Source organism: Klebsiella sp. 18074, assembly GCF_902705905.1.
Taxonomy (GTDB): domain Bacteria; phylum Pseudomonadota; class Gammaproteobacteria; order Enterobacterales; family Enterobacteriaceae; genus Klebsiella; species Klebsiella terrigena.
Genome location: NZ_CACSIS010000002.1, coordinates 12,204 through 27,610, shown reverse-complemented (window position 1 = coordinate 27,610; position 15,407 = coordinate 12,204). Strand labels below are relative to the sequence as shown.

Sequence of the window (15,407 nt, the reverse complement as noted above, 5' to 3'; positions counted from 1 at the left end):
CCGCACGAAGCGGAAGCGCAGTGACGACACTCAGGCGGTTCCGCCGACGGTGAGCTTATCGACCTTTAGCGTCGGCTGGCCAACGCCCACCGGCACGCTCTGGCCTTCTTTACCACAAACGCCGACGCCACTATCCAGTTTCAGGTCATTACCGACCATCGAAATCTGCTGCATGGCTTCAATTCCGGAGCCGATAAGAGTCGCCCCCTTCACCGCTTTAGTAACCTTCCCTTTTTCGATCAGGTAGGCTTCAGAGGTGGAGAACACAAATTTACCGGAGGTAATATCCACCTGGCCACCGCCGAAGTTTGGCGCAAAGATACCGTAATCAACCGATTCGATAATCTCCTGCGGCGTCGATTTACCCGCCAGCATGTAGGTGTTGGTCATACGCGGCATCGGCAGATGCGCGTAGGATTCGCGACGGCCGTTACCGGTAGGCGCGACGCCCATCAGGCGGGCGTTGAGCTTGTCCTGCATATAGCCTTTGAGGATACCGTTCTCGATCAACACGTTATATTGACCCGGCGTGCCCTCGTCATCGACAGCCAGCGAACCGCGGCGATCGGCGATGGTGCCGTCATCGACCACGGTACAGAGTTCTGACGCCACCAGCTCGCCCATATGGCCGCTGAACACCGACGTCCCGCGACGGTTAAAGTCGCCTTCCAGACCGTGGCCTACCGCTTCATGCAGTAACACGCCAGGCCAACCGGCGCCGAGTACCACCGGCAACATACCGGCCGGAGCCGCAACGGCTGACAAGTTCACCAGCGCCATGCGCACGGCCTCTCTTGCCCAGGCGTCAGCGCGAACTTCGCCCTCTTCGCTGCCGAGAAAATAGTCGTAGCCGAAACGTCCGCCGCCGCCGCTGGAGCCGCGCTCGCGTTTGCCATCATCTTCCACCAGCACGCTGACGGAAAGGCGGACCAGCGGTCGAACGTCCGCCGCCAGCGTGCCGTCGGTCGCCGCAACCAGAATCAGTTCATACACGCCGCTGAGGCTGGCAGACACTTCCTGCACGCGCTTATCGGCGGCCCGCGCCGCTTTGTCTACGCGACGCAGAATATCCAGCTTCTCTTCGCGGCTCATGCTTTGCAGCGGATCGATGCTGGCATACAGAGGGCTATACTCCACCGCGCCAAGAGTGCGAACCTTACCGTCGCCGCTGTCGCGCACGATAGTACGCGCCGCCTGCGCGCTTTGCTCCAGCGCCAGCAGGCTGATTTGGTCAGCATAGGCGAAGCCGGTCTTTTCGCCGCTTACCGCGCGAACGCCGACGCCCTGGTCGATATTATACGAACCATCTTTGATGATGCTGTCTTCCAGAACCCAGGATTCGTGATAGCTCGACTGAAAATAGAGGTCGCCGTAATCAAGACGGCGCTCGGCCAGCTGGCCAAGAATGGCAAAAAGGTCCTGATGGCTCAGGCCGTTTGCCGACAGTAATTGTTCACTTACCAGGTTCAGACTCATCGTTTGCTACTCGTTTGTTGCCGCCTGTCAGGCGGAAATAGGTACCCATAATCGTTCAGGTTGCAGAAAGGCGGCAGCTAACCAACCCCGGCAGCTTAGCTCCGAGGTGAACAGGCGTAGCCAACGCATCTGCAGTTTGAAATATAACGGGTATAGAACGCTATATATTGAGAGTGCGATAATTCCCCGCAATCGTCAAATCATTGCTTTTTCTCGCTGCGCGCCTGGCGCAGCACTTCATTGATTTGCGGCTGATCGATAGGACCGGTGATGCGATAGCGCAAAATAGAAACCTTATTCCACAGCGGCCCCAGCACCTTGCTGGCGGCAAACACCGCGGCCCCGACAATCGGGTTAATAACGAACGCCGTTGCCACGCCAACGGTCACCGAGATTTCTGGCGCCACCACGGCCTGCAGGTCCAGCTGGCGGCGCACGAGATCCACCGAGCCTCTCATCGCAATATCCGCTTCAAGGCCGTCAACCAGCGTATCATCGGTATTGAGCACGCCATCTTTAATCCATGCGGTACTGCGGATCGAATCGAACCAGAACCCTTCGCTGAAGGTGTCGCTGAAGTCGAAGCGCAGCTTGCGCAGCAGCGCATCCACGCTCAGCAGACGCAGGAGCTGCCCGGCGTGACCGGTGCTAATGTCGGTAAACTCGCCTTTTCCAAGGTGGCTTTTCAGCACCCCGTTAAGCGAGGCCACGTCCGGCTGCCACGGCGGCGCGCGCCAGTGCAGATCGTAGTCGACATCAAACGACGAGCCTTTCACCGGCGTTGAGACACCAAAGAAGCCGACGAAAGCGTCCGTTTTATTGCCGTGAAGCTTACCTTTCAACGAGGTTCGTACGCCGCTTGCCGCATTGACCCACACGCCATCGGCGGTCAGACGGCCGAAACCGGTATCCACCAGCCCGTTGGCGAGAGTTAGCGTATCGCCGCTAATCGCGAAGTCGCCGTCGATACGCCCGTATTTTTGCCCCCACAGCCAGCACTCCGCGCAGCGCAGCTGGAGATCCGGCCAGCCGCGGAAATCGATTCGGCTATCGGCAAAAGGATTGCTGCCGCCCGGCGCCGCATCGCTCTTCTGCGCGGCGGTCGGGTTGTAATAGAGGTAGCGAATGGCCGCCAGCCACGGGGCGTTTTGGCGCATGGTCAGGGAAGCGTTAATTTCCCGGCCCTGCGCTTCAACCTTCGAACCACCGGCCTCCGGGCGGGAGACAAGGCTGACGTTATTCCAGCTTTGCCCGGCGAAGGTCAGCGACGGCGTCCGCAGGGTCACCCGCTCGGGGAAGATGATATTGCTGCTGACTTCATTGGCCGCACCGCCCTGGAACAGGGCCAGCCACTGCGCGCCGTCCATAGGCGGCATGTTGAGCTCTACGCCAGCCTGTTCGGGGAGCGGCGAAATTGCCTTGCTGTCAGAGGTTAAAATCGCCCGATCCAGCGTCAGCTTGCGGTTCAGCAGCCAGCGGCTGTTGATATGGTTTTTCGCGCCGATGGAGCCAGTCAAATCAAAGCTGCTGAGCCCGCCTGCGACGTTAATTTTCACCGGCAGCGCTTCGCCGGCTGGTTTGTCTACGGGTGCAGGTAAGCGACTGCTCACATTCTTTAGATCGCCGTTAATATCGACCTTATAGCTTGCGCTGCCGCGATACGGCAGCTCAATCGCCACCTTACCGTCCCACGGCACGCTGCCGCTTACCGCCTCATCGATAGCTTTCGGCAGCAGGCCGGTCCGCGAAGGCTGCCAGCTGGCGTTCATTCCCACATCGACCAGGAAGGCTTTCTGCCCCTCGGTGGTGGAGAAATTAAGATTCAGCGGCTGATTAAACCAGCTGGCGCTCATGTTCTCGCTTTTCAGATTGCCGTTAACAAAGCTGAATTTACCGCTCAGGTTGTTCAGCGTCGCGTCGATAGGCTGGATAAACAAGCTGTTATTTTTGAGGTTCACGTCGCCTTTGGCGGTCGTCAGCTCACCATCCAGCGGAATGTCGAGATGTAAGCGAGCGCTCACACCACCATCCAGCTGCAGCTCATCAAGCGCGGCGCCCAGCGTCTCTTTGAGCGGCGTCTCTTTGAAGTAAGGACCAACCTCTTTGCCCGCACCGTTGATATCGGCGTCAATCAGCAGCTTTTCCCGCGAATAGTCCGGGATCGCCGCATCAAGGTTGCTGGCGGTCACCTTGCCCAGCATGACCTTATCGGCCTTCATCCACAGCCCGTTGTTGATAAAGTCGAGGTTGATGTCCAGACCGGTCAGCGCCGGCCAGTCCGGCTGGAAAGCGAAGGTGGCGTTGGTCAGCGGTACGGAAACCTCGAACTGGCCTTCGTTGTGCAGATAGGGGAACAGGTGCGGGTTGCCGCCGTAAACCAGCGTCGCATCGGTGGACTGGCCGCCTTGAATCGCGCCGCTGAGGTAATCCACCAGCTCTTTGCCCATCAGGTTTTCCGGGAAATAGCGCCACGCCTGGCCGCCGTCATTGGTGCTGATCCCTGCCAGAATGCCCAGCCACGGTTCATCGCCCTGCGGCTGTAAATAGCGGAAGCCGCCCCGGGCGCGCACGCCGGTCGCCTGTACGTCAATATTACGCCCGTCGAGCATAAAGCCCTTTTCATTCTTTACCCAGCTAAGGGTCGCGTCGCCCTGGGCGATTTCCAGCGGCGCGCGAAATACCGTTTCATAGGGCATTTTCGCCTGCGTCATGCTGGCACGCAGGGAGCCGTTCTCTAAGCTTCCGGCGACGCTGCCGGAGAAGTGCTCCGCGCCGGGCAGCAACTTCCACTGCTTCCACGAAAAGTCGCTCCAGCTGGCCTGGAAGCGCGATTTTTCCGCCGCCTGCAGCGGGATATCCAGCGCCAGAAGATTAATTTTGCCGTTTGGCCGGGTGGTGCGCCAGATTTCGCCGAGCGCGGGTGTCAGCTTATCGGCAAAAGGCTGCAGCCCGGTCAGACCGTTCAGCTCGAGGTTGCTCGCGCGGATGCGCAGCTCGTCGCTGCGGGAATGGTCATCCCCGCCAACGTCCTGCGCCGGGATCCACGCCATCGCCAGCGCGCCGCGAGGCCACGACTTGCCGTCAATAGAGATCCGCGTATCGGGGATACGGAAGCCCCAGCTCTGCTTATCGCGGGAGATGTGCGCCGTCAGGTTATCCACCACCAGCCGATGGGGCTGATTATCGCCCTGCCAGCTGGCGCCGCCTTTTTTCAGCCATACGTCGCCGCCGGCGATATCGCCTTTGTCGATAGTCATCCAGCCTTCAAGGCTAAAACGCGCGCTCTGCAGGGCGATATTGTCCTGCATCCAGCGGCCCAGCCACGGCTTAACGTCAATATCATCCGCCTGCAGCCATACGCGGCCCTTGTTCAGCAGGCCGTTTTCATCGCGCAGATCCATCCGCACCTTCATCACCCCGTGCTGACCGTTGAGGCTGGAAAGGCTCAGCTCGCCTTCCGCGCGATGACGATTTTTACCGTTCAGCCAGGTGAGCTGCGGAATGGCCAGTTCGGCGCGCTGGCCGGAGAGGGTCACGAAGCTCAGGTGGCTGTCGCGGAGAATAAAGTGATCGAACTGGCGCAGGAACAGATCGCCGATGTGGTCGGTTTTCAGGCTCTCGCCGCCGTCGTTGGTCTGGATCGGCGTGTTGGTGTGGATTTTTAGCTGCCAGAAGGTGAGATCGCGAAACTGCCAGCGCATGTGGAGCAGGCTTTGCCATACATCCAGCGCGAGGGTGACGCGTTTAACCGACAGCTCGCCGCCGTCTTTGAGGCCGGCTTTCACATCGCGGACGTCCAGCGTGGGGCCAAAAGTTTCCCAGCTGGCGCTCAGCCGGGAAGCCTCGACCGGAGAGCCGGAGATCGCGGAGATTTTCTCCAGCAACTGGGGGCGCCATGCGTCCAGCTGCGGCAGCACGAGACGCAGACCGCTCACCAGCAGTGCGATGACAACAATCGGTGTTGCCACGGTGAGCAGTAATATCCCGGGCAGTCGCCTCACGCATCTCTCCTTGTCAAACTATTACACCTCATCCTTCATCTGCCCCTTAGCGCTGGGTTCACGGGTTCCGCCCGGCCGGCGCATCACCGCGGCCGAGAGGCCGAACGAGGGCAAACCAGATGATTACATCATTACCACATCAAACTGCTCTTGATTATAGAGCGGTTCAATTTGCACTTTGACCTGTTTACCGACAAAGATTTCGACTTCCGCCAGCGCGTGGGACTCTTCCCCTTTCAGGGTTTCCGCGACGGCAGGAGAAGCATAGACCAGGAAACGATCGGAGTCGTAGGCATGATGTACGCGGACGATCTCGCGCATGATTTCATAACACACCGTTTCAACCGATTTTACCGTGCCGCGACCGTGGCAGGTCGGGCAGTCCTTACACAGCACGTGCTCCACGCTTTCGCGGGTGCGCTTACGGGTCATCTCCACCAGCCCAAGCTGGGAGAAGCCGTTGATGCTGGTTTTCACCCGATCCTTATTCAGCGCCTGCTCCAGAGAATGCAGCACCCGGCGGCGGTGATCTTCATTATTCATATCAATGAAATCAATGATAATAATCCCGCCGAGGTTGCGCAGCCGCAGCTGGCGGGCAATCGCCTGGGTCGCCTCAATGTTGGTATTGAAGATGGTATCGTCAAGATTACGGTGGCCGACGAAGGCCCCGGTGTTGATGTCAACGGTGGTCATCGCTTCGGTCTGATCGATAACCAGATAGCCGCCGGACTTCAGCTCCACTTTACGCTCCAGCGCGCGCTGAATTTCGTTCTCCACGTCAAAGAGATCGAAGATCGGCTGACGGCCGCTGTAGTGCTCGAGCTTGCTGGTCATCTCCGGCATATATTCGGCGGTGAACTCCAGCAGCGATTCGTAGGTCAGCCGGGAGTCGACGCGAATGCGGTCAAGATGGGCGTCGGCAAAATCGCGCAGCACGCGCTGTGCCAGCGCCAGTTCGCCGTACATTTGATAGCGGGTCTGCTGGCGCTTCTTTCTCTCCATGACCTTCGTCCAGACGCGCTTGAGGTAGGCGGCATCGGCGGCCATTTCCTGCTCGTGTACGCCTTCCGCCGCCGTACGGATGATAAATCCGCCCTGCTCATCGCAGTAGTCGGCGACAACCTTCTTCAGCCGCTCGCGCTCCGCTTCGCTCTCAATTCGCTGGGAAACCCCAACGTGCGAGGCTCCTGGCATAAACACCAGATAGCGGGAAGGAATGGTGATATCGGTCGTCAGACGGGCGCCCTTGGTACCAAGGGGGTCTTTCACCACCTGCACCATCAGGTCCTGGCCCTGACGGACCAACTCGGAAATATCGCGCACGGTGAACTGCTTTTGCTCTTCCCCGGCGACGCACTCGGTGTGCGGCATGATGTCTGAAGCGTGCAGAAATGCGGCCTTATCCAGGCCAATATCTACAAAAGCCGCCTGCATCCCCGGCAGCACTCGACTGACACGACCCTTGTAGATATTGCCTACGATCCCACGCCGCGCTTCGCGCTCAATGTGAATTTCCTGCAAAATACCGCCATCGATGTACGCGACGCGCGTTTCCGATGGCGTTACGTTCACTAATAATTCAGCCGTCATCTTTATCCCTTTTCTTCACGCAGTGAGTTAAAGTTACTCAGCAACTCATACGTTTCTACCAGCGGTAAGCCGACTACGGCGTGATAGCTGCCATTAATCTTCCTGACAAAACAGCCACCCAGCCCTTGAATACCGTATGCACCTGCTTTATCTAAAGGTTCGCCGCTGGCGACGTAGCCGGCGATATCCTGCTCGCTCAGCAGGCGGAAGGTCACCTCCGTTACCACCAGACAGTCCAGCGCCTGCTGCTTATCCGCCAGGGCAACCGCGGTCATCACCTGATGCGTTTTCCCGGAAAGCATGCGCAGCATCTCTGCGGCATGCCCGGCATCGCGCGGCTTTTCCAGCACCTCGCCGTTAAGAATGACAATGGTATCCGCACCCAGCACCGGCAGATCGCGCGATGCCAGCGCGACGCCGGCCTGCGCTTTTTCACGCGCCAGGCGAGTGACGTAATGCTGAGCGCTCTCCTGCGGCTGGCGTCGTTCCTCAATACCGGGAACCACGCGCTCGAAGGAGAGCCCCATCTGAGTCAACAGCTCCTGTCGACGTGGAGAACCTGAAGCAAGATACAGAGTTGTCATATCAACCTTATTGCACCGCAAATTGCTGACGCACTTTACGCATCAGCAGGAATAGCCATGGCCAGAGCACGCCGTTTACTACACTACTCCAGAACACTTCCGGACGGAAAGAGACGTTGATCACTAAAAACTCTGCCCAGAAAACAACGATGTCCACCGCGAGGGAGAGCATCATCACCACCAGCGCCTGCTGCCAGAGCGCCAGATTACGGAACAACTGATATTTCAAAGCGACCAGATAAGCGATGATGCTTAACGATAGCGCGCGAACGCCCAGCGTCGAGCCGCTGATGAGATCGAGGATAGCGCCCATCACGAAGCCCGTGCCGACGTTCACCCGATGCGGTAACGCGAGGATCCAGTACAGTAGGATAAGTAATACCCAGTTTGGCCGGAAGACGCTGATGTCCGCCGGCCATGGCATGATCTGTAGCAAGAGTGCAATAAGAAACGAGAGCCAGATAACCCAGCGTCCCTGGCTACGGTAGCTTGCCACTATTGCCCCCCTGCAGGCAGAGGTTTAACGGGTGGCGTCAGGCCGGTTGCGGGAGCCGGCATTTGTGGCCCGACGGCATCCGGCGCGGGCAGAACCTGCGGCATCATCTGCATCAGACGTTCATTCGCGACACGATGAACCTCTTCCGGGGTCATCGGGTTGGAGCCGTTACGATCGGCCCCCCACAGCAGCAGCAGATAGCGCAAACGCTGCAGGCCCGCGGTCGGGCGAGCCTGAATAACGGTATACGCGCGCTGCGTATCCAGCTTGACGGAAGAGACCACGCCCACCGGATACCCTTCCGGGAAACGGCCGCCAAGACCTGAAGTCACCAGCACGTCGCCGACGCGAATATCGGTATTCGCCGGCAGATGCTCCAGCTGCAGATCGTCAGTGCAGCCATTACCGGCGGCAATCACGCGGATATCGTTGCGCAGCACCTGAATCGGCAGCGCATGGGTGGCGTCACAGATAAGCAGCACGCGGCTGGTCATCTTCGCGACGGCAACAACCTGACCGACAACGCCCTTATCGCTGATAACCGGCTGGCCTTCGTAAACGCCGCTGACGCTGCCTTTATCGATAACCACCTGATCGCTGTAGGGATCGTTAACCGTTGAGATGACCTGAGTCACCATTTTTTGCTCATCCTGGCGCAGCGGGGAGCCCAGCAGTTCACGCAGACGCGCATTCTCCTGCTTGTACTGGCCCAGCATCAGCAGGTCGCTGTTTTTCAGCAGCAGTTCCTGACGCAGCGCGCGGTTTTCCAGTTCGAGCTGATCGCGGGTGGCCAGCGTTTGCGATACGCTATCCAGCAATTCCCGAGGACCGTTAGAAATAAAGTAGAAAGGACTGACGGCTGTATCCATGTACGTTCGAATCTGGCTGAACGTACCCAGGCGGCTGTCGGCGATAATCACGCCAAGCGCCACCAGAACCGCCAGAATAAGGCGAATCTGTAGCGACGGGCCACGGCTAAAAATTGGCTTCATAGGCTATGCGTATTCTCGTGTCAGTTAAGACCAGGGGCAACCCTTGAGCCACCCCAGACCTTCGGCTGACTACTCTTCGCTAAACAAGTCGCCGCCGTGCATATCGATCATTTCCAGCGCTTTACCGCCGCCACGCGCGACGCAAGTCAGTGGATCTTCTGCAACTACGACAGGAATACCTGTCTCTTCCATCAGCAGGCGGTCGAGGTTACGCAGCAGCGCGCCGCCGCCGGTCAGGACCATACCGCGCTCGGAGATATCAGAAGCCAGCTCTGGCGGGCACTGCTCGAGAGCAACCATCACCGCGCTAACGATGCCGGTCAGAGGTTCCTGCAGCGCTTCGAGAATTTCGTTCGAGTTCAGGGTGAAGCCGCGTGGAACGCCTTCAGCCAGGTTACGACCGCGCACTTCGATTTCACGCACTTCATCGCCCGGATAAGCGGAGCCGATTTCATGCTTGATACGTTCTGCGGTCGCTTCACCGATCAGGGAGCCGTAGTTACGACGCACATAATTAATCACGGCTTCATCGAAACGGTCACCGCCGATACGCACGGAAGAGGAGTAAACCACGCCGTTCAGGGAGATAACCGCCACTTCCGTGGTACCGCCGCCGATATCCACCACCATCGAACCGGTTGCTTCAGAAACCGGCAGGCCAGCACCGATTGCAGCCGCCATCGGCTCTTCGATCAGGAAGACTTCACGGGCACCAGCGCCCTGAGCGGATTCGCGGATGGCTCGACGCTCAACCTGGGTTGCACCAACCGGTACACACACCAGAACGCGCGGGCTCGGACGCATGAAGCTGTTGCTATGCACCTGTTTGATGAAGTGTTGCAGCATTTTTTCGGTAACAAAGAAGTCGGCGATAACGCCGTCTTTCATCGGGCGAATCGCCGCGATGTTGCCCGGTGTACGCCCGAGCATCTGCTTCGCTTCATGACCGACAGCGGCGACGCTTTTCGGCGATCCGGCACGATCCTGGCGAATGGCCACAACGGAAGGCTCATTCAATACGATGCCTTGTCCTTTTACATAGATAAGGGTATTCGCGGTACCCAGGTCAATGGACAGGTCATTGGAAAACATGCCACGAAATTTTTTTAACATACTAAGGGATAATCCTGAAAGCTGGGGCGGAAAACAAATCCGCTTACTTTACCAACCACACGCAGCAGCGACAAGGCGCAAAAATCATCTGCTACGGTGAAAATTAGTGCAGTTCATTTCCTTCGTTACAAATTTTCCGGTTCCGTTCAGTGCTGAAAACTTCAGCAGCGCTCCACGCTTCAATTTGCAACCTGTCAAAGGTTATTTACTGGCATTTACATTGCGATAATCCGGCAGGTAGACAAGCACACCCCCTTCACTATGGCGCGCGTTATTCTACGTGAAATCACGCCAAACGGCAGATCAAACCGAGTATCTTTGCGAATATTTTTTCACATTTGTGTCAAGTGGCTGTGAGGCGGCAAAAAATTCTCCCTGGCCACCGGTAACACCGCATTGAGACAGGACCTGCCACTCGCTACGACTGCGTACTCCGGTTGCAAAAACCTGGACCGGCATACCCTTGCAGGCCTCCACCAGGCTCTGAACCAGCAGCTGGTTCTCACTGCGTTTTTCAATATTACGCGACAGCCCCGGGTGTAGCTTGATGACTTCGACATCCAACTGCTTGATCCAGCTGGTTCCAACCAGCGTTAATCCGGCCTGAACCACGGCGACTCGAATACCTAAAGCGTTAACCAGCCGCATAACCGGCTGCAGGCGGCCGATATATTGACAAACATCTGCCTCTGCAAGTTCAAAAATAATGCGCTGACGTTGCGATTTTTCACACTGCATCAAAGTATCGCGCAGCCAGCGCTGGAATCGGGGACGGATCAGCGACTCTACCGTCACCTGTAAAGCGAGGTTTTCGTCCGGCCAGAAGCCTAAAAACGGCAGCAGCCGGGTGATCTGCAGGCGGTCATACTCTTCCGCCAGGCCAAACTGCTGCACCATCGGCATATATTCCGCCGCAATCACCTCTTCCGTACCGTCGTACAGGCGGGACATCAGCTCGCGGTGATGGACGCGACCGTCGCGATTCACCGCGGGCTTCTGGTAGAGCCGCGGTCCGCCGCGGCTTAACATCTGTTCAATCAGAGTACGCCAGCGCACGTTGCCGCGCCCTTTCTCCGGTAGCGAATCGTCATAAACCGCCCAGCTATTGCTCCCCTGCAGGACCGCGTTGCGCGTTGCCGCTTCTGCACGCTCCATCACCTGAGCCGTGGTCTGTCCGCTGCGGAAGGCGCAAATACCGATATGCATCATGTCATCGCGGTCAAGAATGCGCGTGGGCGGCAGCGCGTCCATCGCCTTCAGCAGCAGCCCGGCGATGCTGTCCGCCTCCTTCAGGGTGCGGTGCGGCAGCAGGACGGCAAAATCGCTGCGGTGATAACGCGCCAGCAGCGCGCCGGGATAGCGCATAATAAAAGTAGAAAGCAGGTTGATGAGCGTGAAGTAATGCTCCTCCGCTGCGGCGCGCCCCCAGTTATCGCGCAGCAAATCGAACTCCGGCAGGCGGATCATCATCACAATGCCGTACGAGCCGACTTTTTCCTGATCTTCCAGCAGCGTGGCGAGCTGGTTATCAAAGAACAGGCGATTATTGAGGCCGGTTTTGGTGTCCTGAGCGGCATAGGAGCGAATAAGCGTATCCATACGGCTACGCTGATCGCTGGCGAACTGCAGCTCGGATAGCAGCATATCCAGCGCGCTGCTGTTACTCACCGGCCACTCATGCACCGATCCCCGCACCTGAGGCCCGCGCTCGCCGTTAAGGATCCTCGTCGCCCGCAGCTCCAGCAGCTCCTGCCCTGACAGCTGGCGACGGATCCAGCGAACGGAAAAAAAGATCATCAGCACCATAAAGCCAATGGCGATAGAAAGCGGTGCGGTCATGTGCAGCGAGCGGAAGTAGTTGACCATCGGGTCCAGATAGACCAGATGCAGCGTCATGCCGGGGTGCTTTAGCGACGGGACCGTGACCTCCCGAAACTGGTTATAACTCCCCAGCGGGCGGTAGCTGTCACTACGCGAGTGGCTGTACACTGATTTGCCGTTAAGGAGAAAATCAACCTGCACAACGTCGACCGGCGTCATCAGCTCATCCATCTGCGGTTCAAGCCGGGCAAAGGATGAAGAGATCAGGCGGTTATCCAGCACCGTCGCTACGGCCTGGACGCGATTCTCCACTTTTTGCTGAATACCGTTATAAAAACTCAGCGACGCGCCAATAAGCGTGACAAAGATAGTCAGGCTGGTAAGCAGCGTGATAAATGCTGAGAATTTCGTCGTTAATCGCATCCCTGTGTTAACTCCGCGTGTGAATGACTGCCCGAGGAATATTCGGACTCCGGTACTGGCGCTTTCCCCAAAGTAAGCACTAACTTTTTAAAGTGCGAGGCATACTATCAAAGCTGACGTATCTGGCAATTTATTGCGTTGTATCGGCGTAATAATGCCGATAGCGAGTATAGTCTGCAGAAAAATTTTTCCAATCTTTGTACAAATAAGGACCCGCATATGCAGGCTTTAATATTAGAACAGCAGGATGGCAAAACAATCTCTTCGGTGCAAACCATTGACGCCAGCCGGCTGCCGCAGGGCGATGTGACCGTCGATATTCAGTGGTCCAGCCTCAACTATAAAGACGCGCTGGCGATCACCGGCAGCGGAAAAATCATCCGCAACTTTCCGATGATTCCTGGCATCGATTTTGCCGGTATCGTCCATACCAGCGAAGATCCGCGTTTCCACGCGGGCCAGCAAGTGCTTCTCACCGGTTGGGGCGTTGGCGAAAATCACTGGGGCGGCCTGGCAGAGCAGGCGCGAGTGAAAGGCGACTGGCTGGTTGCGATGCCTGAAGGGCTGGATGGCCGTAAAGCGATGGCCATCGGTACCGCCGGCTTCACCGCCATGCTGTGCGTGATGGCGCTGGAAGATGCCGGCATTCGTCCCCAGGACGGCGAGGTTGTCGTCACCGGCGCCAGCGGCGGCGTCGGCAGCACCGCGGTCGCCCTGCTGCATCGCCTGGGTTACCAGGTGGTCGCCGTTTCTGGTCGCGAAAGCACCCATGATTACCTGAAAGCGCTGGGCGCGCAGCGGATCGTTGGGCGCGAGGAGTTTGCCGAAACCCGTCCGCTGGAGAAACAGCTGTGGGCCGGTGCGGTCGATACCGTCGGCGATAAAGTGCTGGCGAAAGTGCTGGCGCAGATGAACTACGGCGGCTGCGTAGCCGCCTGCGGCCTGGCCGGCGGCTTTGCTCTGCCGACGACGGTGATGCCGTTTATTTTGCGGAACGTCCGCCTGCAGGGCGTTGATTCGGTAATGACTCCGCCCGCGCGCCGGGCTCAAGCCTGGCAGCGGCTGGTTGGCGATCTGCCTGAGTCGTTCTACGCGCAAAGCGCGACGGAAATTACGCTCGCCGAAGCGCCGGCCTTTGCCGATAAGATTATGGCTAACCAAATCCAGGGTCGGACGCTGGTGAAAATCGCCTAATATGCAATTTTTCGTGACATATTCGCGATAACTCTCCGCCTCCGGCATGCTTAAGAAAAAGCATGCCGGAGGATGTCATGAAACACAAAAAGCTAACGGAAGCCGACGTCACGGCAGAATCCGTTTTTATGCTGCAGCGTCGCCAGGTTTTGAAAACGCTGGGGATTACCGCAACGGCACTTTCCCTTTCCCCCACGGCAAAAGCCGACCTTCTCGATTGGTTCAAAGGCCACGACCGCCCCCCCGCGCCGGCGGGCAAAGCGCTGACCTTCGATAAACCCACCGAATGGCAAAACGCGCTAACGCTCACCCCGGAGGATAAGGTATCCGGCTACAACAACTTCTATGAGTTCGGTCTGGATAAAGCCGATCCGGCGGCCAACGCCGGCAGCCTGCGAACCGATCCCTGGACGCTGACCATCGGCGGAGAGGTCGCTAAACCGCTGACGCTCGATCATCACGATCTGAGCACCCGCTTTCCGCTCGAAGAGCGCATTTACCGGATGCGCTGCGTCGAAGCCTGGTCGATGGTGGTGCCGTGGGTTGGCTTCCCGCTGCATAAGCTGCTGGCGCTGGTTGAGCCCACCAGCAACGCCCGCTACGTGGCGTTTAAAACCATCTATGCCCCCGACCAGATGCCGGGGCAGAAGGATCGCTTTATCGGCGGCGGCCTGGCCTATCCTTATGTCGAAGGCCTACGCCTGGATGAGGCGATGCATCCCCTCACCCTGCTGAGCGTGGGCGTCTACGGTAAGGCGCTGCCGCCGCAGAACGGCGCGCCGGTTCGCCTGACGGTCCCGTGGAAGTATGGCTTCAAAGGGATTAAGTCGATTGTCAGTATCGAACTCACCCGCGAGCGGCCGCCGACCACCTGGAATCTGGCGGGACCGGATGAATACGGCTTTTACGCCAACGTCAATCCGCATGTCGATCATCCCCGCTGGTCACAGGCAACGGAACGCTTTATCGGTTCCGGAGGCGTGCTGGACGTCAAACGCCAGCCGACGCTCCTGTTCAACGGCTATGCTGACGAAGTGGCTTCGCTCTACCGGGGCCTGAATTTGCGGGAGAATTACTAGTGCGCCTAAACGTAAAACAGATTACCTGGCTCAAGGTTATGCTCCATTTGGCCGGGTTTCTTCCCTTTCTCTGGCTATTCTGGGCTGCGCAGCAGGGGTATTTCAGCGCCGACCCGGCAAAGGATATTCAACACTTTACCGGTAGGATGGCTCTTAAATTTCTGCTGGCAACCTTGCTTGTATCGCCGCTGGCGCGCTACGCTAAACAGCCGCTGTTGATTCGTACCAGGCGCCTGCTGGGACTGTGGTGCTTTGCCTGGGCGACGCTGCACCTGACCAGCTACACGCTGCTGGAACTCGGGATTAACAATCTGGCGCTGCTGGGTTCTGAGCTGGTAAGCCGGCCCTATCTGACGCTGGGGTTTATCAGCTGGCTTACCCTGCTGGCGCTGGCGGTCACCTCGACGCAGGCGCTGCAGCGAAAATTAGGCCGTCGCTGGCAAACATTGCATAACTTCGTCTATCTGGTGGCGATCCTTGCCCCCATTCATTATCTATGGTCCGTGAAGATATTATCCCCGCAGCCGTTGATATATGCCGGGCTGGCGGTTGTGCTTTTGGCGTGGCGTTACAAGAAGTTCCGTCAGTGGTGGCGCTAATCCCCGGATATGTGCAGTTTCCCGCAGATCTTTTAT

General features: G+C 58.0%; 11 protein-coding genes. 3 read left to right on the top strand and 8 right to left on the bottom strand.

The genetic code is table 11. From position 1 onward, the window contains the following. Window positions 1–30 precede the first annotated feature (30 nt). From tldD to csrD, 8 genes are all read right to left on the bottom strand, one after another. Entirely contained in the window at window positions 31–1,476 is a 1,446-nt protein-coding gene (gene tldD / locus GVK32_RS01705) for a metalloprotease TldD (protein ID WP_159864541.1), read from the bottom strand. A gap of 200 nt (window positions 1,477–1,676) precedes the next feature. Then, window positions 1,677–5,477 (bottom strand): AsmA2 domain-containing protein YhdP, encoded by a 3,801-nt coding sequence (gene yhdP / locus GVK32_RS01700; RefSeq protein ID WP_159864538.1) that lies wholly within the window; start codon window positions 5,475–5,477, stop codon window positions 1,677–1,679. A 123-nt stretch (window positions 5,478–5,600) separates the two neighbouring features. Then, a complete protein-coding gene (gene rng / locus GVK32_RS01695; protein WP_041147457.1) occupies window positions 5,601–7,070 on the bottom strand; it encodes a ribonuclease G in 1,470 nt (489 codons plus the stop codon). 2 nt (window positions 7,071–7,072) lie between these two features. Then, on the bottom strand, window positions 7,073–7,654 hold the full coding sequence (locus tag GVK32_RS01690) for a nucleoside triphosphate pyrophosphatase (protein WP_041147458.1): 582 nt from the start codon (window positions 7,652–7,654) through the stop codon (window positions 7,073–7,075). 7 nt (window positions 7,655–7,661) lie between these two features. Next, window positions 7,662–8,150, bottom strand: a complete 489-nt coding sequence (gene mreD / locus GVK32_RS01685) for a rod shape-determining protein MreD (protein ID WP_095100016.1) — start codon at window positions 8,148–8,150, stop codon at window positions 7,662–7,664. Next, the gene (gene mreC / locus GVK32_RS01680) at window positions 8,150–9,142 is read right to left on the bottom strand and encodes a rod shape-determining protein MreC (RefSeq protein ID WP_159864535.1); all 993 of its coding nucleotides are present in this window, start codon (window positions 9,140–9,142) and stop codon (window positions 8,150–8,152) included. Before mreC ends, mreD begins: the two co-directional genes overlap by 1 nt. A 69-nt stretch (window positions 9,143–9,211) precedes the next feature. After that, window positions 9,212–10,255, bottom strand: a complete 1,044-nt coding sequence (gene mreB, locus GVK32_RS01675; RefSeq protein WP_002918653.1) for a rod shape-determining protein MreB — start codon at window positions 10,253–10,255, stop codon at window positions 9,212–9,214. 303 nt (window positions 10,256–10,558) lie between these two features. Then, a complete protein-coding gene (gene csrD / locus GVK32_RS01670; protein ID WP_159864532.1) occupies window positions 10,559–12,499 on the bottom strand; it encodes an RNase E specificity factor CsrD in 1,941 nt (646 codons plus the stop codon). Window positions 12,500–12,718: 219 nt separating this feature from the next. Here csrD and GVK32_RS01665 point away from each other — a divergent pair, with 219 nt between their 5' ends. The 3 genes from GVK32_RS01665 (at window position 12,719) to msrQ (ending at window position 15,371) form a co-directional block, all read left to right on the top strand. Beyond that, window positions 12,719–13,693, top strand: a complete 975-nt coding sequence (locus tag GVK32_RS01665) for an MDR family oxidoreductase (RefSeq protein ID WP_045856507.1) — start codon at window positions 12,719–12,721, stop codon at window positions 13,691–13,693. 77 nt (window positions 13,694–13,770) lie between these two features. Continuing rightward, window positions 13,771–14,772, top strand: coding sequence for a protein-methionine-sulfoxide reductase catalytic subunit MsrP (gene msrP, locus GVK32_RS01660; protein WP_159864529.1), 1,002 nt, complete (start codon window positions 13,771–13,773; stop codon window positions 14,770–14,772). Continuing rightward, window positions 14,772–15,371: a protein-methionine-sulfoxide reductase heme-binding subunit MsrQ gene (gene msrQ, locus GVK32_RS01655; RefSeq protein ID WP_045856504.1), complete on the top strand. Its 600-nt coding sequence runs from the start codon at window positions 14,772–14,774 to the stop codon at window positions 15,369–15,371. Before msrP ends, msrQ begins: the two co-directional genes overlap by 1 nt. Window positions 15,372–15,407 lie beyond the last annotated feature (36 nt).

Coding starts and splice junctions, on each gene's coding strand:
- msrP (WP_159864529.1), top strand. CDS start 13,771: ATGAAACACAAAAAGCTAACGGAAGCCGACGTCACGGCAGAATCCGTT.
- csrD (WP_159864532.1), bottom strand. CDS start 12,499: ATGCGATTAACGACGAAATTCTCAGCATTTATCACGCTGCTTACCAGC.
- rng (WP_041147457.1), bottom strand. CDS start 7,070: ATGACGGCTGAATTATTAGTGAACGTAACGCCATCGGAAACGCGCGTC.
- tldD (WP_159864541.1), bottom strand. CDS start 1,476: ATGAGTCTGAACCTGGTAAGTGAACAATTACTGTCGGCAAACGGCCTG.
- GVK32_RS01690 (WP_041147458.1), bottom strand. CDS start 7,654: ATGACAACTCTGTATCTTGCTTCAGGTTCTCCACGTCGACAGGAGCTG.
- mreC (WP_159864535.1), bottom strand. CDS start 9,142: ATGAAGCCAATTTTTAGCCGTGGCCCGTCGCTACAGATTCGCCTTATT.
- GVK32_RS01665 (WP_045856507.1), top strand. CDS start 12,719: ATGCAGGCTTTAATATTAGAACAGCAGGATGGCAAAACAATCTCTTCG.
- mreB (WP_002918653.1), bottom strand. CDS start 10,255: ATGTTAAAAAAATTTCGTGGCATGTTTTCCAATGACCTGTCCATTGAC.